This is a genomic window from Ruegeria sp. AM2 (assembly GCF_056540685.1).
Map to the genome: position 1 here is coordinate 57375 of NZ_JBQFXE010000004.1, position 20305 is coordinate 77679.

Genomic DNA, 20305 nt, shown 5'->3' on the forward strand with positions numbered 1-20305 from the left:
ACCTGTCTCGTATTTTCGAAAGGGTAAAGCCTTTGCGCGCGGAAAAGACTGCCAAAGGTCAGAATTGCGTGGTCATACGATACCCAGCCGCGAAATACATCTTGGCAAATGTCACGGGCTGTCCCTGCAACCAAGTGATACGTTCAGCGGTAAAGACGGGTTCGCCTTCGGGAACGTCCAGAAACTCCGCAACCGTCGCATCCGCTCGGCTTGCCAGAAAGGCCAGTTCGACATTCGTGAATGGTACCGTTCGGATCAGCCACTCATTTGGTCCGATGCTCGAAAAATCGGCCTGTTCGACGACGGGAACACTGGCAACGACGATCCAACGGTCTTCGTATTGGAACGGGGTATTGCCGGAAAAGTGCATGCACCGCACATGCATAACCTTTTGCCCGGCGCGCAATTGAAGACGCGCGCTCAGCCACTCGGGCGCGGACTGAACTTCGGCAGAGACCAGAGCATAGCGATAGGTGCCACCGGTGGCCTCAACCTCTTCGCGAACCAGTGGGATGGTGAAGCGCGCCTGCCTTTGCGGGGCGCTCAGAACGCGGGTTCCGGCCTTGCGCCGCCGTTCCAGAAACCCCTCGTCCGCCAGTTCTCGCAGGGCTCGGTTCACTGTCGTACGTGTACAGGAAAACTCAACGGCCAATTCTTCTTCGTTCGGCAGCAGAGTATCCGGCTGCCATTGGCCCGAGCGGATGCGCTGCAAAACGGTCTGCTTGATGTCTTTGTAGCTTGTGGTCTCGGTGGTTTGGGCCATTGGGTCTCAGAGGGCTTCTTCTAAATGTCGTTCAGCAGATCGTGCATCGCTTTCCGATAGGCGGGTACGATCTGATCGCGCGCGACATGACGCCCGTCACGGACCATATGTCGTCCGGCGGACCAGACGTCTGTCACCAGAGTGTCGGGTGCGGCAAAGACCAGCCCGTCGAGCAGTTGATCGTCGCGCAACGCACATAGCGACGGGTGCGTTCGGTCGATGGCAACCAGATCGGCTAGCTTCCCAACTGCAATCTCACCGGATTCACGCCCAAGGGCTTGCGCCCCGCCTTTGGCCGCGGCGGTGTAGATGGCTTGCCCGACGGACCCTTCTGACGGGGTCAGAACCGCACGCGTTCGATCTCGCAATCGCTGTGAGTACTCCAACATGCGCAATTCTTCAGTCAGGGAAATCCGAATATTAGAGTCTGATCCGATGCCATAGGCACCCCCGTGGTCAACAAAGTCAGCCCCGTTGAAAATACCGTCACCCAGATTGGCTTCGGTAATCGGGCACAGGCCCGCAACAGCACCGGATTGCGCCAATCCAAGGGTTTCCTCGGCGTTCATGTGGGTCGCGTGGATCAGGCACCATCGCTGGTCGACATTGGCGTTGTGCAGCAGCCATGAGACAGGACGTTGGCCGAGCGCCGCAGCAACATCGTCAACTTCCTGCTCTTGCTCGGCGATGTGTATGTGGATCGGGCCGGTTGATGCTTCTGCAAGTAATTGGCTCAGATCCGCCGGTGACGTCGCCCGCAGCGAATGCGGCGCGACACCAAGGACCGAGTCCGTGTGGGGAAGGTTCGGACGGCATTCTTCGACAAGCTGCAGGAAAGTGTCGACCGAATTGCCAAACCTAAGCTGACCGCCGGAAAGCGGCTGCTGCGCAACGCCGCCGTAAGTATAAAGCACCGGTAAGTGCGTCAGTCCGATGCCTGTCTGATCTGCTGCGGCGAATATACGCTGGCTGAGTTCTGAACGGTCATCGTATCGCGCGCCATTCGGTTGGTGATGGACATAGTGAAACTCACCGACCGAGGCATACCCGGCCTCCTGCATCTCCATGAAGGTCAGGGCGGCGATGGCTTCGATATGGTCAGGGGTCAGGCGGTCCAGAAACCGATACATCAGCTTGCGCCAGGTCCAGAAACTCTCGCGTCCGGCCATTCGCGTCTCGGTCATTCCGGCCATGGCCCGTTGAAAGCTGTGGCTGTGCAGGTTCGCCACTGCAGGCAGCAGAGTATCGACGCGAGTGTCGCCGGGCAGTGGTCCGGTTCCTGATTGCACAGCACTGATCCGCCCGGCTTGAAACTCCAGGCGCAAATTCTGGACCCAGTCAGAGCCTATCAAGGCGGTTTTGGCATGCAGTGTCATCGGGAGCCTGGTTTGTGTAGACTTTATATCATTAACCGTATACGTAAAATTCACTCAAAGGGAAAACAAAAGATTCGAGATGTCGGACACCAGCGTTCTTTTTTGCAATCAGATCGCGACGATGGGCGCAGGCGCACCCTATGGCTTGATCAATCACGGCGCGGTGGTTCTGGAAGACCACGCGATTCTCTGGGTTGGCAGTCAAAGCGATCTGCCTGACCGGTTTGCGGATTGCCCACGCCGGGATTTCGGCGATCGGCTCATGACCCCCGCATTGATTGACGCCCATACCCATGTGGTCTTTGGCGGCAATCGGGCTGCAGAGTTCGAGATGCGGCTGAACGGCGCGACGTATGAAGAGGTTGCAAGGGCAGGTGGGGGTATTCTATCGACCGTCATCGCCACGCGCGCCGCGTCGGAAAGCGCGTTGTTGGCCAGTGCCTTGGGCCGTGTTGACGCTCTGATAGCCGAGGGGGTCTCCTGCGTCGAGGTCAAGTCTGGCTATGGGCTGGACACGGAAACTGAGCTTCGGATGCTGCGCGTCGCGCGTCAGATCGCGCAAAAGAGGCCTGTTAGGGTCAAAACAAGCTATCTGGGCGCACATGCTGTTCCGCCGGAATGCGCAGATCGCGCCGACGCGTATATTGATGAAATTTGCCTGCCAACCTTGCGTGCTGCCCATGCCGAGGGTCTGGTAGATGCGGTTGATGGATTCTGCGAGGGGATCGCGTTCACCCCAGATCAGATCGCGCGCGTATTTGACGAGGCCCAGGGTCTAGGCCTGCCTGTGAAGCTGCACGCCGAGCAATTATCCAATCTGGGCGGCGCGCAACTGGCGGCCGCGTATGGGGCTTTGTCGGCGGATCACATCGAATACCTGGACGAGGCCGGGATTCTGGCCATGGCAAAGGCCGGAACGGTTGCCGTTCTTTTGCCCGGTGCATTTTACACCCTGCGCGAAACCAAAATCCCTCCGGTCGAGGGGCTGCGGGCCAATGGTGTACCCATGGCGCTGGCAACCGATTGCAATCCGGGGTCTTCACCGCTGACGTCAGTGTTGCTGACACTGAACATGGCCTGCACCCTGTTCCGCCTGACACCCGAAGAGGCTTTGGCAGGCGTCACCCGCAATGCCGCGCGCGCGCTTGGACTACACGACACAGGACAAATTGCCGCCGGTCTGCGCGCGGATCTGGCCGTCTGGGACGTCACTCACCCGGCTGAGTTGTCCTATCGGATCGGGTTCAATCCCCTTCACGAACGTATCTTCGGAGAGGCGGAATGACCTCGGACATATTGGTGCCGGGTGAGGTAACGCTGGCGCAGCTTTCAGATGTGTATTGGAGCGGAAAAACGATTTCGCTCGATACATCATGCCGCGTCCGTGTGGACGCCGCAGCGTCGCGCATTGCAGCGGCAGCAGCGGCGGATGAGCCGGTCTATGGCGTCAATACGGGCTTTGGAAAGCTCGCAAGTCACAAGATTGCAGCAGAGGATACATCCACCCTGCAACGGAACCTGATCCTCAGCCATTGCTGCGGCGTTGGCCCGGCGGTGCCGCGTCGCGTGACCCGTTTGATGATGACGCTCAAGCTTTTGTCATTTGGGCGCGGGGCATCCGGAGTGCGCTGGGAACTGATTGAGTTGCTGCAACAGATGTTGGCGCGCGGCGTGACACCGGTGATCCCGGCGCAGGGTTCGGTCGGCGCATCAGGTGATCTGGCACCGCTGGCGCACATGACCGCCGTTGTGATCGGTGCGGGCGAGGCGGAGGTAAATGGCGCCGTCCTTCCTGGGGCCGCTGCACTCAAATCTGCAGGGTTAAAGCCTATTCAACTTGGTCCGAAAGAGGGGCTCGCCTTTATCAACGGCACGCAGTTTTCCACTGCATACGCGTTGGCTGGCCTATTCGAGGGTTGGCGCGCGGCGCAAAACGCTTTGGTGATCTCGGCCTTGTCGACAGATGCGATCATGGGGTCGACCGCGCCACTGCAGCCGGAAATCCATGCTTTGCGCGGGCATCGGGGGCAGATTGAGGCCGCCGCCGCCATGCGGTCGGCGCTGGAGGGATCTGAAATCCGCGAAAGCCACCGCGACGGCGATACTCGTGTTCAGGACCCGTATTGTATCCGGTGCCAGCCGCAGGTGACCGGCGCAGCCATGGATGTGATCCGTCAGGCCGCCGAAACGCTTGAGATTGAGGCCAATGCCGCCACCGACAATCCGCTGGTGTTGACCAACCCGGATGCCATCGTATCGGGCGGTAACTTTCATGCAGAACCGGTGGGCTTTGCCGCAGACATGATTGCGCTGGCCCTGTCCGAGATTGGTGCCATCGCACAACGTCGGATCGCCTTGATGGTCGACCCTGCGCTCAGCTTCGATCTGCCGCCGTTCCTGACGCCCGAACCGGGCCTGAACTCGGGGTTGATGATCGCCGAGGTGACGACTGCGGCTTTGATGAGCGAGAACAAACATCTCGCCAATCCCTGCGTGACCGACAGCACGCCAACCTCGGCCAATCAAGAGGATCACGTTTCCATGGCCGCCCATGGGGCGCGGCGTCTGACGCGTATGGTCGAGAACCTGAATTACATTCTGGGGATCGAAATGCTGTGCGCAGCGCAAGGGGTTGAATTTCGAGCACCGCTGAAAACCAGTGCACCGATGCAGCGCGCGATTGCCCGGCTGCGCGACGAAATCCCTTCGCTGGTCGAAGACCGGTATCTCGCGCCCGATTTAGAATCTGTGCGCGGCTTGGTTGCCAAAGGGGCAATTTTGGACGCAGCGAACGCTCCGATGCCGGGGCTGACGTGATGCAGGTGTTCAGTGTCCAGCAAGGTGATGGGCCGATTGTATTGGGTCAGCCACATGGCGGGACGCTGCTTCCCGATGATGTCGCTGGGCGTCTGAACGCCACCGGGCGCGCGCTGAGTGACACGGATTGGCACATAAACAGGCTCTATGAGGGTCTTTTGCCGGGCGCGACCGTGGTTCAATCGCATATCCATCGCTATGTGATCGACTGCAATCGAGACCCGAGTGGGGTCTCTCTGTACCCTGGACAGAACACGACAACCTTGGTTCCGTTGACGGATTTTGACGGTCGACCGATCTGGCAAGATGGTCAGGAACCCTCGGCAGATGAAGTCGAAGCCCGCCGCCAGGCCTATCACGCACCCTATCATGTCGCGCTGGAAGCAGAGTTGGAACGGGTCAAAGCCCAGCATGGGGTCGCGATTTTGTTTGATTGCCACTCAATCCGCAGCCGCATTCCCTTTCTGTTCGATGGCACTTTGCCGGACTTGAACATCGGGACGGATGGTGGATCGACCTGCGCACCAGAAATCGAGTCTATTTCTAATGAATTCGCGGCGTCTTCGCCCTACACCACCGTATTGAACGGTCGGTTTCGCGGCGGTTGGACCACCCGGCATTATGGACGACCCTCCGACGGTTTCCACGCGATTCAGATGGAGTTGGCGCAGTCGACCTATCTGAAAGCTGAAGCTGCTCCGTGGAGCTATGACACCGCCAAAGCCAACCGCTTGCGCCGTTGGTTGTTCGATATTCTGGACGCTATCCAAGACACTGCATTGGAGCTTACGCCATGACCGACCCTCGCAAGAACACCCGAGACGTCTATCCGCCAACCGGTCCGGACCTGAATGCCAAAAGTTGGCTGACCGAGGCTCCTTTGCGGATGCTGATGAACAATCTACATCCGGACGTGGCCGAAAACCCCCATGAATTGGTGGTCTATGGCGGCATCGGCCGAGCGGCGCGGACGTGGAAAGACTTCGACACTATTGTTGCCGGTTTGAAGGATTTGGAGGAGGACGAAACCCTGATCGTCCAATCCGGCAAACCCGTGGCAATCATTCGTACACACAAAGATGCGCCGCGTGTGCTGATCGCCAATTCGAACCTCGTGCCACATTGGGCGACCTGGGACCATTTCAACGAACTCGATAAGAAAGGTCTGATGATGTACGGCCAGATGACCGCTGGTTCGTGGATCTATATCGGCACACAGGGCATCGTTCAGGGCACTTACGAGACCTTTGCCGAGGCCGGGCGTCAGCATTATGACGGCGACCTGACCGGCAAGTGGATTTTGACTGGCGGTCTGGGCGGCATGGGTGGCGCACAACCCCTAGCAGCCGTTTTCGCCGGGGCCAGCTGTCTGGCGGTTGAGTGCAACCCGGACAGCATCGATTTTCGTCTGCGCACCAAATACCTCGACGAAAAGGCCGAAACTCTGGACGAGGCGCTGGCGTTGATCGATCGCTGGACCAAAGCAGGGGAGGCAAAATCCGTCGGTCTGCTGGGTAACGCGGCAGATATTTTCCCCGAGATTTACCGCCGTATGTCCGAAGGCGGTATGCGCCCTGATATCGTCACCGACCAGACAAGTGCGCATGACCCGATCAACGGCTATCTGCCTTTAGGTTGGACCATGGCGCAGTGGCGCGAGAAGCGAGAAACAGACCCTAAATCGGTCGAAAATGCGGCGCGGGCGTCGATGAAACAACACGTCGCTGCGATGGTCGATTTCTGGAACGCGGGCGTCCCGACACTGGATTATGGCAATAACATTCGTCAGGTGGCGCAAGACGAAGGGCTTGAGAATGCTTTTGCCTTCCCCGGTTTCGTCCCTGCTTATATCCGACCGTTGTTCTGCAAGGGGATCGGTCCGTTTCGCTGGTGCGCCCTGTCCGGCGACCCCGAGGATATCTACAAGACCGACGCCAAGATGAAGGAGCTGTTTCCCGAGAACGAGCACCTGCACCGCTGGTTGGACATGGCGCAAGAGCGTATCGCATTTCAGGGCCTGCCCGCGCGTATCTGCTGGATTGGTCTGGGGGATCGGCATCGCGCAGGGTTGGCCTTTAATGAAATGGTCGCCAATGGTGAGCTGAAGGCTCCGGTCGTGATTGGGCGGGACCATTTGGACAGCGGCTCTGTCGCCAGCCCGAACCGTGAAACCGAGGCGATGCTGGACGGTTCGGACGCGGTTTCGGACTGGCCGCTTCTAAACGCGCTGATCAATACAGCGAGTGGGGCGACGTGGGTATCTCTGCACCACGGTGGCGGTGTTGGCATGGGCTTCAGCCAGCATGCAGGCGTGGTCATCTGCGCGGACGGGACCGAGGACGCTGCGCGGCGGTTGGAGCGGGTGTTGTGGAACGATCCGGCCTCGGGCGTGTGGCGTCATGCGGATGCGGGGTACGAGGCGGCGAAGGACTGCGCCCGGGCGCATGGGCTTCGGTTACCGGGTATCCTGGGTTAGCCGCAACTGTCCTCTGGCGAAAATGCTGCACCTGCGATATCTCGCAAGTGAGCTTGCCGGAGACATAAGATGTACGTTGCCACCCTCTTGACCAACCCCGAGAAGACCGCGCTGGATCAGACTCTGGTCGAGTCGTTGCGCAATGCCTGGGGTGGCGGTGACGTGCAGTGGCTGAGTCCCGATGAAGCGGCAGAGTTTTCGCTGTCGGGCCCGCCCGACAATCAGTGGGACGTCTGGGCCGAATTGCAAACGATGGGTGTCGATCTGGTGGTTCAACCCGCTGAAAGACGGCGCAAAAAGATGCTGTTGGCCGATATGGACAGCACCATGATCCAGCAGGAATGCATCGACGAACTGGCCGATGAGGCGGGGGTTGGCGATCGGGTCAAGGACATCACCGCGCGCGCCATGAACGGCGAGTTGGATTTCGAAGGGGCCTTGATTGAACGGGTCGGTCTGCTGAAAGGTCTGGACGAAGCTGTGATCGACAAGGTGTTGGCAGAGCGCATCACTTTGATGCCCGGAGGCAAGGAACTTGTCGGAACAATGCGCGCGCATGACGGATACGCCGCGCTGGTCTCCGGTGGTTTCACTGCGTTTACGGCCAAGGTTGGGGCCGAGTTGGGGTTCGATGAGAACCGGGCCAATACCTTGCTCGCTGAAAACGGCAAGCTGACCGGGGATGTTAAGCGGCCCATCTTAGGTCGTCAGGCAAAGGTGGACGCGCTGGAACAGATCACTGAACGTTTGGGTCTGCTGGAATCGGATGTGATTGCGGTGGGTGATGGTGCGAATGACCTTGGCATGTTGGGTCGCGCAGGTACCGGGGTTGCGCTGCACGCCAAACCCTCGGTCGCTGCAGAATGCGATGTTCGCATCAACCATGGCGACCTGACGGCTTTGCTGTTCCTTCAGGGCTTTAACCGTTCAGAATTTGTAAGCGCTTAGACGCTCTTTCCTAAATTTAACACTTGTGTTAAATAATAGTCATGAACACGCTTTTGACCGCCTTTTCCGCGCTATCCGATTCGACCCGCTTCTCAATTGTCGAGCAGTTGATGGAGCAGGGTGAACTGCCCGCAGGTGAATTGATTGAAGGCAAAGGCATGTCAGGTGCCGCGATCTCGCGACATTTGAAAGTTCTGCGTGAGGCCGGGCTGGTTCAACAACGTGTTCGCGGCACACAGCGGATGTACTCCGTTCAATCCGAAGGGCTGCGTGCGATTGCGGAATGGACCATTTCGAAACGGCAGTTCTGGGAAACCAGCCTGGACCGCCTTGGTGAACTTATCGAAAGAGAGAATTCATGGCCGACCTGAAACTGGAGAGGGAATTTCCCATCAGCCCCGAAGACCTGTTCGCGTGGATCAGCGACGGGTCGAAACTGTTGCAGTGGTGGGGCCCCGAAGGGATGCATGTGCCGGAACACAATCTCGATTTCTCGCGCCCCGGACCTTGGTATTCGGTGATGGAAAGCGGTGAAGGTCGGCGTGTCAAAGTCTCGGGTCACGTTACCCATGTTGATAAGCCGAATTCGGTTGGGTTCACCTGGGCCTGGCATGACGACCAGGATCAGCGTGGCGCAGAAAGCCATGTAACGCTCTCGGTGACCGCCTCCGCGACTGGATCGCGGTTGACTTTGGATCACCGTGAACTGGTCGACGCCGAAGCCGCGGCGAACCACACCAAAGGTTGGACATCGAGCTTGCGCAAACTGGAAGCGATTTTGGGATAATTTTTCATCACGGAGGAGCAAAATGCCCCAATATTTGTTTGTCTATCACGGGGGAAGCACCCCTCAGTCACCGGAAGAGATTGAATCGACCATGGCCGCCTGGGGCGCGTGGTTTGGTGGGATGGGGGATGCATTGAAAATCCCCGGTAATCCTGTCGGTCAATCCTATACCGTCAGCGACTCGGGCGTTGCGGACAATGGCGGCGCAAATCCGGCCTCGGGATTTACCGTCGTCATGGCCGACACGATCGATGCCGCAACCGAGATGGCCAAAGGCTGTCCCATGGTGGTGAACGGCTCTGGCTCGGTCGAGGTGGCTGAGATTCACGAGTTCGAAACCTAATCCTTAAGCCGGGAACCCCGGCGCAGTGCGGATCACGCCGCATTCCAGCCCACGGCGGCTGTATTGGGTGGCGTTCATGAATGTGCGGGTGGCCGGGTGATTGGCCTCCAGCACGCCGAGGCTTACCAGGATGGCCGCGATGGCGCATTCGCTGGCCCGGGTGGTGCCGTCAACGATTTTCAGTGCCACGCCCATGCGTTTTTCCGGCAAAATCGCCACAAAGACGGCCTCTGCCCCGGTCTTGATCGCCGCGCGGCCGTCCATGGCGCGCATCAATTCGGTGCAGGCGCGGGTTTCGCCGGCCACCAGTTCAGGGTGTTTGATCATCGCGGCCGTCAGTTGTTGGGCCGCATCGCTTGCCCGATCCGACCGATCCGCGGCGCTGGCAAACCAAGCCATCGACCGCGCCAATCCGACTAGGGACGTGGCAAAATTCGGGGCTGAGCATCCGTCGATGCCATAAGCCGGGCTGGTTTCACCGGTGGTCTCCTCGATGGCCGATAAACAGGCTTGTTGAACCGGATGGTCGATCTCCAGATATTCCGGCCCGGCCCCCATATGCTGCGCCACGGTCAGAAAGCCGCAATGCTTGCCCGAGCAATTATTGTGAATCTGGCAGGGCGTGTCGTCGGCCAAAATCAGCCCGTCCCGCGCCGCCATGTCCTGTGGTTCCTGCGGGCCGCAGCGCAAATCGGGCTCTGCCAGACCAAGGTGATCCAGCCACGCGGTCACACGATCCGTATGGATGTGCGCGCCGTTATGCGAAGCGCAGGCCAGCGCCAGATGCTCGGAATTCAGCCCGTATTTCGCGGCGGCTCCGGATGTGATCAGTGGCAGTCCCTGGATCATCTTGGCCGAGGATCGCGGATAGATCACCGCGTTCGGATCGCCCCAGCTTTGGACGATCTGACCGGTATCATCGCAGATCACCGCGTGCCCAAGATGCAGGCTTTCCAGCAAGGGTCCCCGCCACAGTTCGGTCATCGGTACTGGCTGCGTCATCTCGACCCTCCGTAACATGCGCAAAATTCTGCCAATCGCCCTTTCGCCTGTGGCGAAACCTGCGTTAGTGTGTGTATGTCGGCAATCACCGGGATACGCAACTTAACAGACGAACCGACAGGGTTCGCAAGCCATCACGGTGGGTATGAGGTATAGGTCGGGCTAGGAGGCTGGACAGATGGGATCGAAGCTTGTCCGCGTGATCGCGGGTTTGTGCATGGCCGGGATGGCCTCAACTGCAATCGCTCAGCAGGCGACAAGCACCAATCGCGTGGCGGCCAAAACGGATTGGAGCGTCTTCGTCGAAGACGACCCGACCGAATGCTGGAGCGTGTCTGCCCCCAAGGAAACCGTCAACACGCGCGGTGGCCGCGTGGTCTCGGTGCGTCGCAGTGATATCCTGCTTTTCGTGTTCTATCGCCCGAATGCCGAGGTGAAAGGGCAGGTAACCTTTACCGGCGGATACCCATTTGCATCCGGATCGACGGTGAACCTGACCGTGGACGGCAGCGAGTTTGAGCTGTTCACCGAAGGTGAATGGGCCTGGCCCGCAACCGCGTCGGACGATGCCAAGATCGTAACCGCGATGAAGCGCGGCACCGAGGCCGTTCTGACCGCCCGGTCCGAGCGCGGCACGCAGACGAAAGACACGTTCTCTCTGCTGGGCTTTACGGCGGCCATTGAAGACGCCGAGAAACGCTGCACCAACTAATCACCGTTGTGCTAACCTGATCTGGATTTCACCGGAGATGTGTCATGCGCTATGCAGCCTTACTTTGCCTGATCCCGATTGCCAGTTTCGCTGATCCGACGCTGGAATGTACCGACGCGCCCTCGCAAGTCGAAATCGGGGCCTGCGTTTCAGATATGGAAGAGCGCGTGAATGTGGCGCTTGAGGTTGCCTACGGTTTCGCGCTGGATGCGGCGAAAGAGCTTGATGAGGTGACAGGCCGGACGGTTGCGCAACCGGCAATCGAGGCGTCTCAGGCCGCGTGGTCTGCCTTTCGGGATGCGCAATGCGAGGCCGTGGGCGCGTCTTTTGGTGGCGGTTCAGGCACCGGGATCGGGATCACTGCTTGCCGGGTGGACCTTGGGCGTGCGCGCGTGGACGAATTGTTGCGTTACGCAAACTGACCGACACGATTTCTTTTGATCTTTGCGCGCGTTCCTATATAGAGGCGCATCCCAAGCCAGAATCCACTGAGATAGACACATGTCGCCCAAAGCGCCGATCACTCAAGACGTCATGACCATCCCCCGGAAATTGCCCGAGGGGAAGATCAACCTTGTTGGCCTGACCCGCACCCAGTTGATTGACGCACTGATCGAACACGGCACGCCTGAGAAACAGGCCAAGATGCGGACTGGTCAGATCTGGCAATGGATCTATCAATGGGGGGTGCGCGACTTTGCCGAGATGACCAATCTGGCCAAAGCCTATCGCGCGCAACTGGCCGAGCATTTCGTGATCGAAATCCCCGAAGTGGTGACCCGACAGGTTTCCGAGGATGGAACCCGCAAATACCTGTGCCGCATCGCGGGCGGTCACGAGGTCGAAGTGGTCTATATCCCCGAAGAGGATCGCGGCACGCTTTGTATCTCGTCTCAGGTAGGATGCACGCTGACCTGTTCTTTCTGCCATACCGGCACGCAGAAACTGGTGCGCAACCTGACGGCGGCGGAAATCGTCGGTCAGGTGATGATGGCCCGCGACGATCTTGATGAATGGCCCACGCCCGGCGCGCCAAAGGACGAGACGCGCCTGTTGTCGAATATCGTTCTGATGGGCATGGGAGAGCCGCTTTATAACTTTGAAAACGTCCGCGACGCGATGAAGATCGCGATGGACCCCGAAGGAATTTCGCTGTCCCGTCGCCGGATCACGCTGTCCACGTCAGGCGTTGTTCCGGAAATTGCGCGCACGGCGGAAGAAATCGGCTGCCTGTTGGCGATTTCGTTCCACGCCACGACGGATGAGACCCGCGACGTGCTGGTCCCGATCAACAAGCGCTGGAACATCGAGGAACTGCTGGGCGCGCTGGCCAGCTATCCGAATGCTTCGAATTCCGAACGGATCACGTTCGAATACGTGATGCTGGATGGCGTGAATGACAGTGACGCCGACGCGCACCGTCTGATCGCGCACATCAAGCGCCACAACATTCCAGCCAAGATCAACCTGATCCCGTTCAACGAATGGCCGGGCGCGCCATATAAGCGCAGCTCGAACAACCGCATCCGGGCCTTTGCGAACATCATCTACCAGGCGGGCTATGCCTCTCCGATCCGCAAGACGCGCGGCGAGGATATCATGGCCGCATGCGGTCAGTTGAAATCGGCCACCGAGCGTGCCCGGAAATCACGCAAGCAGATCGAATCCGAGGCGGGTTTGGGATAGCACCCCTCCGGTCCGGTTCGGCTGTACGAATTAATGTTAATCTTCTGTTTTTCCGCCGCAGAGTTCTGTATTCTGCGGGCATTAACAGCTGGGCGCGCCGCTTTCACCAAGATGCACAAGATGGTGAGACTGTGAACCGGGTCATAGCAACTTATTCTAAGAATACTATTTAATACCCAAAGGAAACGCAGCGTTCAGGCGAACCGTATTATCGGATGGGCCACGAAAATGATTGCAAAACACATCTATGTAACTGGAATTTCATCTATTTTTGGTGCTTTGGCCTTTTGCGTATCGGGCGCTTTGGCGCAGGAAAGTGAACAGGACGCGCATCTTGCCATCGAAAACCCGGCAGAATTGAGCAAGGAAGAAGCCCGGCAGCACTATCAGTCGCTGACGCGCAGGATGTCGCGCGGCTATGCGGCTGCGCAGCTCGAGCTGATCCGCAACTACCAGAACTGGCCGCTATTCAACGATGCGCCCTATGTCTCGGCCACGCACGGGCAGCGCTTTGTGAACAGCTATGCCAATCGCATGGCGAGCAACTATGGCACCTTGCAGGAGGGGGAGCTTTTGCCGATGGGGTCGGTTCTGGCCAAGGACAGCATGACCGTCACGGACGAAGGAAAAATCTACCCCGGCGCGCTTTTTTTAATGGAGAAGCTGGCGCAGGGGACCAGCCCCGAGACGGCGGATTGGCGTTATCTAATGATCATGCCCGACGGGTCACTCTTTGGCGACACGATGGGCAGTGGGGCCAACCGGGTGGCCTATTGCCATGATTGCCACGCGGCGGTGGCGGATCGCGACTATACCTTTTACGTCCCCGAGGAATTCAGAACCGGGAACTGAGGATCAGGCCGCGTTGTCCGGCAATTTCAGCGCTGTCGCCTCGCGACGGCTGAGCTGTTCGCCTTGTTTGCGTTTCAGCAGAACCTCACGCGCCATGGCGTATTTGTCGTCCTGCCAAAAGATCAAACAACCGTTGCAGCCCTTGCCGCAACAGCCCTCGGTGCCGATGCGGTTTGTTTTGAAGCGACGCTCGCTGCCATCCGCGCCGATTTTCTCGACCAGTTCATCCCGGCGGCGCACATAGGCTTTGGGGTTGTCGCGCCCCGAGGTTTCCAGCCCCTGCACCAGCTTGTCAAAGCGGATGCGGCTCCAGTGTTCATCGGTTAGCGCGCGTTCCTTGCGCAAGACCGAATAGACCGGGAAGCGGGCGCGCAACTCGTCGATTTCCTCGTGATCGAACAGGGCAAAGGGCAGGCGGATGACGGTCTTGGTGCTGCCATGCACCACCTCCAGCCGCGCGCCGTCATGGGCGCGTTCGAAATCGTAGACCCGCAGCAGAACCGTCTCGCGCGAGATGGGAGAGACGAAATCCAGCACATCGCCCGGTTCCAGCTTGTTCTTCACCTCGACCAGAAAGGCGTCCTCAGTCACTTCGGTGACGATCCCGGCATATTCCCATTGCGCGATGGCGGCGGTGTGTTCGTAATCATGCGCGTAGTTGGTCAGCCGCCCTTCGTGAAAGGCCAGCGTATAGCCCCGATTTCCGACGGTTTCGAGTTCACGCATGTAAGGCTTGGGATCCCAATTCTCGGGATCATTGAAATAGTCGTCGATGGCCATCCGATAGGCGCGCGCGACGATGGCGGCGTAATATTCCGACTTGCCGCGCCCTTCGACCTTGAGGCTATCGACGCCGATTTTCAGGTATTCATCCAGCTTGGGCATGATGCACAGGTCGCGGGAATTGAGAATGTACGACCCGCGATCATCCTCTTCGATGGGCATCAGATCACCAGGGCGGCAGCCTTCTTCCAGCAGAAACTCGAAAAGCTCGGCGTTTTCGTCGGTGATGCGCAACTCCTGATGGGTTCCGTCCTTGAGGCGCAGCTTTAGGCCGTAGTTCCAGCGACAGGAATTGGCACAGTTGCCCTGATTGGCCCCACGCTCGGCCATGAAATTCGACAGCAGGCAGCGACCTGAATAGGTCATGCACATGGCCCCATGCACGAAGGCTTCAAGCTTGATGTCGGGGCACTTCTCACGAATTTCGACCAGTTCGGGATAGGACACCTCGCGGGCCAGCACCACCAGCTCGGCCCCTTGATCCTGCCAGAACTTCACCGACAGCCACGAACAGATATTGGCCTGCGTCGAGATATGCAGCGGCAATTCCGGGGCGCGTTCGCGGACATATTGGAACACACCGGGGTCGGCGATGATCAGGCCGTCGGGTTTCACCTTGCGGACGGTATCAATGTATTCGTCCAGTTTCGGGATGTCTTTGTTGTGCGAGAACAGGTTCAGCGTCAGATAGGCGCGCCGTCCATGGCTGTGGCAGAATTCGACCCCTTCGATCACCTCTTCCAGCGAGAACTCGGACTTCGTGCGCAGCGACATATCGGGCGTGCCCAGATAAACCGCGTCCGCCCCGTAGAGGATGGCGAGTTTCAGCTTGCGCAGATTGCCCGCAGGCATCAGCAATTCGGATCGGGACTGGGTCATGGGATTACCGGGCATAGGATCAAGCGCGCCTTCTACGCCAAATCCCGTGCCGCCAAAACCCCGTTACCTGCGACGGAACCGCGCTGTGCCGATGACCTCGATCAATTGCTGGCGCACCGGTTCCGGTTGCGCCTCGACCGCGTTCAACACCTCGCGCAATTCGGCCCGCAACCCGTGCATCTGGTCGATGAGGGAGATCATCATCGAAAGCGCATCAGCCTCCATATCGTATTGGTCATGCAACTCGCAGGCCAGTTCCAACCGAGCGACGTCGATCCTTTGATACACCAGCCCATCGTCCGACTGCTGGGGGATCACGATCTCGGCGGCCAGATATTCGGTCAGCCTGTCCGAGGTCAGGCGGGTGACGGCGTCGATCAGTTCTTTCTCGGTCAGGGTCATGACGGCATTCCTTTCCGCGGATCGTATGCGTGCGTGTCGCGCCATGTTTCCATGAACTGTTTGAGGTCGTCATCGATTTGCTCGGGCATCGAGACAGTCAATTCGATCAACTGATCCCCCCGCTCGGACGAGCCGCGTTTCCTGACCCCCTTGCCGCGCAAACGCAGGGTTTTGCCGCTGCTGGTGCCCGCCGGAACGCTGACATTCACACCACCGTCGATCGTTGGGGCGGGGACTTTGCCGCCCAGAATGGCCTCGTCGATGGAGATGGGCAGCGTGATGTGAATGTCGTCGCCCTGTCGGTCAAACACCGGATGTTTGGCGACAGAAACCGTGACCAGCGCGTCGCCCGCAGGTCCTTCACCATATCCCGGGGCCCCTTTGCCCCGCAGGCGAATGGTCTGGCCGTCGGTAATGCCAGCGGGGATTTTCACCTCGATCCGGTCTCCGTCCGGCAGAGTCAGCTTTTGGCTGGCCCCGAACACGGCATCCAGAAAGCCGATCTGCAACGTGTAATTCAGGTTGTGACCTGGCGCATGGAATTCATGGCTACGCTGGCCGTACCCGCCACGCCCGCGCATAAACTCGGCGAAAATATCAGACATATCGTCCGGGTCCGCTTGGCGCCCGCGATAGGGGTTCCCGGCGGCTTCGGCGTAGTCGCGATAATACTGTTGCTGGTGGCGTTCCTGCCCGGATGCGTCGATCTCGCCATTGTCGTAGCGTGCCCGCGTATCGGGATCTTTCAGCAAGTCATATGCTGCGGCTGCGGCCTTGAATTTGGCCTCGGCCTCGGCATCTCCGGGTTTGAGGTCCGGATGGCAGTCCTTGGCGATGCGCCGATAGGCTTTCTTGATCTCGGCAGCGCTGGCATCTTTTGCGACGCCGAGGACGGAATAGGGATCGTCGCTCATCTCACCTCTCGCAGATGGGGGTAGGTCTGATCTTGATGAAGGTGTTTTATCACGTGATTTCAACAGGTCAAAATGAACACGGGCTTTGAAATATCTCGCAAATTTCGCGTCGCCTGTTAATATTCACATATTCTGGGGCGACAACGGACGGAGACCATCTCATGACGCGCAGACTCAAATCCGCTTTGGCCTTGCTGGCCGGAAATGCCCTTGGGTTGCTGCTGGCCGCCTTGCTGTTGTCGGAGTTTGCGATCCGGCCGATCTCGTTCATCGTGGTGGTCGTTGTCTTTACGGTCGTTCAACTGGTGGCCGAACCGCTTATCCTGAAAATCGGAGAAAAGAAAGCGCCCGCGATCAAGGGTGGAATTGCGCTGATCGTGACCTTTGTGGGCCTACTGGTCACCGATTGGATTACCGCAGGGCTGACGATTGGCGGTATCTCGAACCTGCTGGCCGCGACGCTGCTGGTCTGGCTGGGCGCTTTGATCGGCAGCATTGTCCTGCCGATCTATGTGTTCCCGGAATTGCGAGAGCCCAAGAAATAGTCACAGAACATTCAGGCTGGCCTCGATGGCTTGCCAGAGTTCTTCCACCGGCTCGCACCCCACCGACAGGCGGACAAAGGCGGGATCGACGTCGTCGCCCCAGCGCGCGCGGCGCTCGGCTGAACTGTGAACACCGCCGAATGACGTGGCGGGGCGCAGCAGCGGGCAGGTGTTGATGAAGGCCTCGGCCTTGTCTTCGCTTTCCAGCGTCAGGGACAGGAGAAATCCGAAGCGTAAGGTCTGGGCTTGCGCCAGCGTGTGCGACGGATCATCGGGCAAACCGGGATAGCGGACATGCTTGACGGCTTGATGTGCCGACAAACGTTCCGCAAGAACCTGCGCCGATCTACACATGCGGTCGAACCGTACGTCCAGAGTTTCCAGCCCACGATGCAGCAGCCATGCCTCATGGGGTCCGGGGATCGCGCCCGAGACCCTTCGCCATTCCTCGACACGCTCCATGATCTGGTCATTGCGACTGGCCACATGACCCATCAGCATGTCGGAATGCCCGCCCATCGCCTTGGTGTCCGAGGACACGACGACATCGATGCCCAGATCCAGCGGTCTCTGGCCCAGCGGCGTCATCGTTGTGTTGTCAGCGATGGTCACGCCCCCAGCGGTGCGAACCTGTTCTGCGACAGCGCTCAGGTCGATCATGTCCAGACCGGGATTCGAAGGGCTTTCCACGAAGACCACGTCGAACCCATCGAAGCCGCCGTCGGTAAAGGCCGTGGTCGGGCGTTCCTCGACCACGACGCCGAGGCGCGACAGGAATTTATCCGCCAGCAGACGCGTCACGTAGTAGCCGTCGGATGGGATCAACAGGCGCGAACCGGCTTGCACGGTCGCGAATAAGGCCGCCGAGATGGCGGCCATTCCGGACGGAAAGCTCAGGCAGGGCGCATCTTCCAAATGGGTCAAGACGTGTTCCAGCTGCACCCATGTCGGGTTATCGACCCGGCCATAGGTCGCGTACCCGTCCGGCGCGCCCGGCAGGTGATACATGCTGCTTTGGGTCAGCGGCAGCGCAACCGGCTCACCCTTATCCAGGGCGTTCCCACGCAGATGCAGCATTTGTCCGATCTTCGATGCCATCTGTCAGCGCCCCGGGATTTCACTGCGGGGCGGGGCGGGTTCCCAGTTTTCGATGATCTCAACCGCCTGCTGCGCTGTGTCGACAAAACGGAACAGGTCAAGGTCTTCGTTCGAAATCGTGCCTGCGTCGGCAAGGGCTTCCCAGTTGATGACTTTCTCCCAAAACTCCCGACCGAACAAAAGGAACGGGACGCGCTCCATGCGTCCGGTCTGAATCAGGGTCAGAGACTCGAACAATTCATCCATCGTGCCGAAGCCGCCGGGGAAAATGGTGATGGCGCGAGCGCGCATCAAAAAATGCATCTTGCGGATCGCGAAATAGTGGAAGTTGAAACTGAGGTCCGGCGTCACATAAAGGTTCGGCGCTTGCTCATGCGGCAACACGATGTTCAGCCCGATCGAGCAACCACCAGCGTCTTGAGCACCGCGATTACCGGCCTCCATCACGCCGGGGCCGCCTCCGGTGACAATGACGTTCTCGCGGCAACCGGTCTCGTTGGACATTTCCGTCATCAGCCGGGCGAATTCCCGTGCCTCGTCATAATATTGCGACAGACCAGCCAGCGTTTCGGTCCGCGCGGTGTGTTTCTGCGAGGGTTCCGGAATACGCGCGCCGCCGAACATGACGATGGTCGAGGTGATCTGACGCTCGCTCATGATCATCTCGGGCTTCAGCAACTCCAGTTGCAAACGTACCGGGCGCAGTTCATCCCGGCACAGGAACTCGTCATCGGCAAAGGCCAGGCGGTAGGCGGGGGATCGCGTCTGCGGCGTGTCCGGCACCTCGCTCGCGGTCGAGCGGTCGGTTTGCGCGTCGCGAAACGGGCTGTGGCGGTCTTCTTTCATGGGGCTGCGATCCCTGCTTGCGTGTTTTTCAAACAGCTATAGGGTTCGCGGGCAGAGTGCCAGTCACGGAAAGACAAGAATGAATTGGAAGCGTGAAATTTCAGCAGCCGCTGACAGGATTGCCGGTCATGCGCAGGTCACACCCGTCATGGACAGCCGTGCGTTGGGGTTGGATTACCCGGTCGAACTCAAGCTTGAGCACATGCAGCACACCGGCAGCTTCAAGGCGCGCGGGGCCTTCAACACTTTGCTCAGCATAGATGTGCCCGAGGCCGGTGTCGTGGCTGCATCCGGCGGCAACCATGGTGCCGCGTCGGCCTATGCGGCGCAGACACTGGGTTATCCCGCCAAGATTTTCGTTCCGGAGTTGGCCGGACCTTCCAAGATTGCGTTGATTGAACAGACCGGCGCGGATTTGAGTGTGGTGTCGGGTGAGTACGCCAACGCGCTGACCGAGGCGCAAGCGCACGAAGAAGCGACCGGCGCAATGCAGATCCACGCCTATGACGCACCCGCCACCGTGGCAGGGCAAGGCACGTGTTTTGCCGAATGGGACGCACAGGGTCTGCAGGCCGATACCGTGCTGATCGCAGTTGGTGGCGGCGGTCTGATTGCGGGTGCGCTGGCGTGGTTTCAAGGCGCGCGCAAGGTGGTGGCGGTGGAACCCGAAACCTCTTGCGCGCTGAACGCCGCATTGCAGGCGGGTGAGCCCGTGGATGTTTCGGTGTCTGGTATCGCAGCAAACGCGCTGGGCGCGCGGCGGATCGGCTCGATCTGTTTCGAGCTTGCGCAGGGGATGCAGTCGGTTCTGGTTCCGGACGAGGCGATTGCCGAAGCTCAGCAGGTTCTATGGCGGGCGCATCGTATTCTGGTCGAACCCGCTGGCGCAACTGCGCTTGCTGCGCTGCTCTCGGGGGCGTATCAACCCGCGCCGAGCGAGAAGGTGGCGGTGCTGATATGCGGAGGCAACCTGTCGCCAGACCCGTTGAACACCTGAATTTCAGACAAACGGACGCACAACGCCCCTGCAGCGTCGCATTGCGGCCAGTCGCGGCGTTGCGTATAGGCAAGACAAA

The 20305-nt window shown here is 59.3% G+C and carries 22 protein-coding genes; 14 read left to right on the forward strand and 8 right to left on the reverse strand.

What is annotated here, in order from left to right; all coding sequences use genetic code 11:
* Window positions 1–58: 58 nt before the first annotated feature.
* Window positions 59–763, reverse strand: a complete 705-nt coding sequence (locus ACR0CR_RS10610; RefSeq protein ID WP_480598796.1) for a GntR family transcriptional regulator — start codon at window positions 761–763, stop codon at window positions 59–61.
* 20 nt (window positions 764–783) lie between these two features.
* Entirely contained in the window at window positions 784–2139 is a 1356-nt protein-coding gene (locus ACR0CR_RS10615; RefSeq protein WP_480598798.1) for a formimidoylglutamate deiminase, read from the reverse strand.
* A 79-nt stretch (window positions 2140–2218) separates the two neighbouring features.
* Here ACR0CR_RS10615 and hutI point away from each other — a divergent pair, with 79 nt between their 5' ends.
* The 8 genes from hutI (at window position 2219) to ACR0CR_RS10655 (ending at window position 9510) form a co-directional block, all read left to right on the forward strand.
* The gene (hutI, locus tag ACR0CR_RS10620; protein ID WP_480598800.1) at window positions 2219–3424 is read left to right on the forward strand and encodes an imidazolonepropionase; all 1206 of its coding nucleotides are present in this window, start codon (window positions 2219–2221) and stop codon (window positions 3422–3424) included.
* Window positions 3421–4956, forward strand: coding sequence for a histidine ammonia-lyase (gene hutH / locus ACR0CR_RS10625; RefSeq protein ID WP_480598801.1), 1536 nt, complete (start codon window positions 3421–3423; stop codon window positions 4954–4956). The genes hutI and hutH overlap by 4 nt, the downstream gene beginning before the upstream one ends.
* On the forward strand, window positions 4956–5753 hold the full coding sequence (gene hutG, locus ACR0CR_RS10630; protein WP_480598803.1) for an N-formylglutamate deformylase: 798 nt from the start codon (window positions 4956–4958) through the stop codon (window positions 5751–5753). Before hutH ends, hutG begins: the two co-directional genes overlap by 1 nt.
* Window positions 5750–7432 carry a urocanate hydratase gene (gene hutU / locus ACR0CR_RS10635; RefSeq protein ID WP_480598805.1) on the forward strand — a complete coding sequence of 561 codons (1683 nt, stop codon included), beginning with the start codon at window positions 5750–5752 and terminating at the stop codon, window positions 7430–7432. Before hutG ends, hutU begins: the two co-directional genes overlap by 4 nt.
* 69 nt (window positions 7433–7501) lie before the next feature.
* On the forward strand, window positions 7502–8380 hold the full coding sequence (serB, locus tag ACR0CR_RS10640; protein WP_480598806.1) for a phosphoserine phosphatase SerB: 879 nt from the start codon (window positions 7502–7504) through the stop codon (window positions 8378–8380).
* A gap of 41 nt (window positions 8381–8421) precedes the next feature.
* On the forward strand, window positions 8422–8751 hold the full coding sequence (locus ACR0CR_RS10645; RefSeq protein ID WP_480598808.1) for an ArsR/SmtB family transcription factor: 330 nt from the start codon (window positions 8422–8424) through the stop codon (window positions 8749–8751).
* Entirely contained in the window at window positions 8739–9167 is a 429-nt protein-coding gene (locus ACR0CR_RS10650; protein WP_480598810.1) for an SRPBCC family protein, read from the forward strand. Before ACR0CR_RS10645 ends, ACR0CR_RS10650 begins: the two co-directional genes overlap by 13 nt.
* Before the next feature lie 22 nt (window positions 9168–9189).
* Window positions 9190–9510: a YciI family protein gene (locus tag ACR0CR_RS10655; protein WP_480598811.1), complete on the forward strand. Its 321-nt coding sequence runs from the start codon at window positions 9190–9192 to the stop codon at window positions 9508–9510.
* A gap of 3 nt (window positions 9511–9513) precedes the next feature.
* Here the strand turns inward: ACR0CR_RS10655 and ACR0CR_RS10660 are convergent, their stop codons facing one another.
* Window positions 9514–10512 carry an asparaginase gene (locus ACR0CR_RS10660; RefSeq protein WP_480598813.1) on the reverse strand — a complete coding sequence of 333 codons (999 nt, stop codon included), beginning with the start codon at window positions 10510–10512 and terminating at the stop codon, window positions 9514–9516.
* A gap of 178 nt (window positions 10513–10690) precedes the next feature.
* Here ACR0CR_RS10660 and ACR0CR_RS10665 point away from each other — a divergent pair, with 178 nt between their 5' ends.
* The 4 genes from ACR0CR_RS10665 to ACR0CR_RS10680 all read left to right on the forward strand — a co-directional run bounded on the left by ACR0CR_RS10665 (window position 10691) and on the right by ACR0CR_RS10680 (window position 13762).
* A complete protein-coding gene (locus ACR0CR_RS10665) occupies window positions 10691–11224 on the forward strand; it encodes an invasion associated locus B family protein (RefSeq protein WP_170656396.1) in 534 nt (177 codons plus the stop codon).
* A gap of 44 nt (window positions 11225–11268) precedes the next feature.
* Window positions 11269–11646, forward strand: a complete 378-nt coding sequence (locus ACR0CR_RS10670; protein WP_480598815.1) for a lysozyme inhibitor LprI family protein — start codon at window positions 11269–11271, stop codon at window positions 11644–11646.
* Between the two features lie 79 nt (window positions 11647–11725).
* Window positions 11726–12910, forward strand: a complete 1185-nt coding sequence (gene rlmN / locus ACR0CR_RS10675; protein ID WP_480598817.1) for a dual-specificity RNA methyltransferase RlmN — start codon at window positions 11726–11728, stop codon at window positions 12908–12910.
* 228 nt (window positions 12911–13138) lie between these two features.
* Window positions 13139–13762: a cytochrome P460 family protein gene (locus ACR0CR_RS10680; protein WP_480598819.1), complete on the forward strand. Its 624-nt coding sequence runs from the start codon at window positions 13139–13141 to the stop codon at window positions 13760–13762.
* A 3-nt stretch (window positions 13763–13765) separates the two neighbouring features.
* Here the strand turns inward: ACR0CR_RS10680 and ACR0CR_RS10685 are convergent, their stop codons facing one another.
* The 3 genes from ACR0CR_RS10685 to ACR0CR_RS10695 form a co-directional block, all read right to left on the reverse strand.
* Window positions 13766–15424 carry a U32 family peptidase gene (locus tag ACR0CR_RS10685; protein ID WP_480598821.1) on the reverse strand — a complete coding sequence of 553 codons (1659 nt, stop codon included), beginning with the start codon at window positions 15422–15424 and terminating at the stop codon, window positions 13766–13768.
* A gap of 63 nt (window positions 15425–15487) precedes the next feature.
* A complete protein-coding gene (locus ACR0CR_RS10690; RefSeq protein ID WP_480598823.1) occupies window positions 15488–15826 on the reverse strand; it encodes a hypothetical protein in 339 nt (112 codons plus the stop codon).
* Window positions 15823–16740 (reverse strand): DnaJ C-terminal domain-containing protein, encoded by a 918-nt coding sequence (locus ACR0CR_RS10695; RefSeq protein ID WP_480598825.1) that lies wholly within the window; start codon window positions 16738–16740, stop codon window positions 15823–15825. The genes ACR0CR_RS10690 and ACR0CR_RS10695 overlap by 4 nt, the downstream gene beginning before the upstream one ends.
* Window positions 16741–16901: 161 nt before the next feature.
* Here ACR0CR_RS10695 and ACR0CR_RS10700 point away from each other — a divergent pair, with 161 nt between their 5' ends.
* Window positions 16902–17285, forward strand: coding sequence for a hypothetical protein (locus ACR0CR_RS10700; protein ID WP_480598826.1), 384 nt, complete (start codon window positions 16902–16904; stop codon window positions 17283–17285).
* On the opposite strand, the gene ACR0CR_RS10705 is transcribed toward ACR0CR_RS10700, so the two are convergent.
* Both ACR0CR_RS10705 and ACR0CR_RS10710 read right to left on the reverse strand, forming a co-directional pair.
* On the reverse strand, window positions 17286–18383 hold the full coding sequence (locus ACR0CR_RS10705; RefSeq protein WP_480598827.1) for a cystathionine gamma-lyase: 1098 nt from the start codon (window positions 18381–18383) through the stop codon (window positions 17286–17288).
* A gap of 3 nt (window positions 18384–18386) precedes the next feature.
* On the reverse strand, window positions 18387–19229 hold the full coding sequence (locus ACR0CR_RS10710) for an LOG family protein (RefSeq protein WP_480598828.1): 843 nt from the start codon (window positions 19227–19229) through the stop codon (window positions 18387–18389).
* A gap of 79 nt (window positions 19230–19308) precedes the next feature.
* Between ACR0CR_RS10710 and ACR0CR_RS10715 the strand changes: the two genes are divergently transcribed.
* On the forward strand, window positions 19309–20226 hold the full coding sequence (locus ACR0CR_RS10715; RefSeq protein WP_480598830.1) for a threonine/serine dehydratase: 918 nt from the start codon (window positions 19309–19311) through the stop codon (window positions 20224–20226).
* Window positions 20227–20305: the final 79 nt, after the last annotated feature.

Excerpts from the sequence above, each read along its gene's own strand:
- ACR0CR_RS10690 (WP_480598823.1), bottom strand. The coding sequence starts at position 15,826 with ATGACCCTGACCGAGAAAGAACTGATCGACGCCGTCACCCGCCTGACC.
- ACR0CR_RS10705 (WP_480598827.1), bottom strand. The coding sequence starts at position 18,383 with ATGGCATCGAAGATCGGACAAATGCTGCATCTGCGTGGGAACGCCCTG.
- ACR0CR_RS10655 (WP_480598811.1), top strand. The coding sequence starts at position 9,190 with ATGCCCCAATATTTGTTTGTCTATCACGGGGGAAGCACCCCTCAGTCA.
- hutG (WP_480598803.1), top strand. The coding sequence starts at position 4,956 with ATGCAGGTGTTCAGTGTCCAGCAAGGTGATGGGCCGATTGTATTGGGT.
- ACR0CR_RS10670 (WP_480598815.1), top strand. The coding sequence starts at position 11,269 with ATGCGCTATGCAGCCTTACTTTGCCTGATCCCGATTGCCAGTTTCGCT.
- hutU (WP_480598805.1), top strand. The coding sequence starts at position 5,750 with ATGACCGACCCTCGCAAGAACACCCGAGACGTCTATCCGCCAACCGGT.
- ACR0CR_RS10645 (WP_480598808.1), top strand. The coding sequence starts at position 8,422 with ATGAACACGCTTTTGACCGCCTTTTCCGCGCTATCCGATTCGACCCGC.
- ACR0CR_RS10695 (WP_480598825.1), bottom strand. The coding sequence starts at position 16,740 with ATGAGCGACGATCCCTATTCCGTCCTCGGCGTCGCAAAAGATGCCAGC.
- ACR0CR_RS10710 (WP_480598828.1), bottom strand. The coding sequence starts at position 19,229 with ATGAAAGAAGACCGCCACAGCCCGTTTCGCGACGCGCAAACCGACCGC.
- ACR0CR_RS10715 (WP_480598830.1), top strand. The coding sequence starts at position 19,309 with ATGAATTGGAAGCGTGAAATTTCAGCAGCCGCTGACAGGATTGCCGGT.
- hutH (WP_480598801.1), top strand. The coding sequence starts at position 3,421 with ATGACCTCGGACATATTGGTGCCGGGTGAGGTAACGCTGGCGCAGCTT.
- ACR0CR_RS10700 (WP_480598826.1), top strand. The coding sequence starts at position 16,902 with ATGACGCGCAGACTCAAATCCGCTTTGGCCTTGCTGGCCGGAAATGCC.
- ACR0CR_RS10685 (WP_480598821.1), bottom strand. The coding sequence starts at position 15,424 with ATGACCCAGTCCCGATCCGAATTGCTGATGCCTGCGGGCAATCTGCGC.
- ACR0CR_RS10610 (WP_480598796.1), bottom strand. The coding sequence starts at position 763 with ATGGCCCAAACCACCGAGACCACAAGCTACAAAGACATCAAGCAGACC.
- hutI (WP_480598800.1), top strand. The coding sequence starts at position 2,219 with ATGTCGGACACCAGCGTTCTTTTTTGCAATCAGATCGCGACGATGGGC.
- ACR0CR_RS10615 (WP_480598798.1), bottom strand. The coding sequence starts at position 2,139 with ATGACACTGCATGCCAAAACCGCCTTGATAGGCTCTGACTGGGTCCAG.
- ACR0CR_RS10665 (WP_170656396.1), top strand. The coding sequence starts at position 10,691 with ATGGGATCGAAGCTTGTCCGCGTGATCGCGGGTTTGTGCATGGCCGGG.
- serB (WP_480598806.1), top strand. The coding sequence starts at position 7,502 with ATGTACGTTGCCACCCTCTTGACCAACCCCGAGAAGACCGCGCTGGAT.
- ACR0CR_RS10650 (WP_480598810.1), top strand. The coding sequence starts at position 8,739 with ATGGCCGACCTGAAACTGGAGAGGGAATTTCCCATCAGCCCCGAAGAC.
- ACR0CR_RS10660 (WP_480598813.1), bottom strand. The coding sequence starts at position 10,512 with ATGACGCAGCCAGTACCGATGACCGAACTGTGGCGGGGACCCTTGCTG.
- ACR0CR_RS10680 (WP_480598819.1), top strand. The coding sequence starts at position 13,139 with ATGATTGCAAAACACATCTATGTAACTGGAATTTCATCTATTTTTGGT.
- rlmN (WP_480598817.1), top strand. The coding sequence starts at position 11,726 with ATGTCGCCCAAAGCGCCGATCACTCAAGACGTCATGACCATCCCCCGG.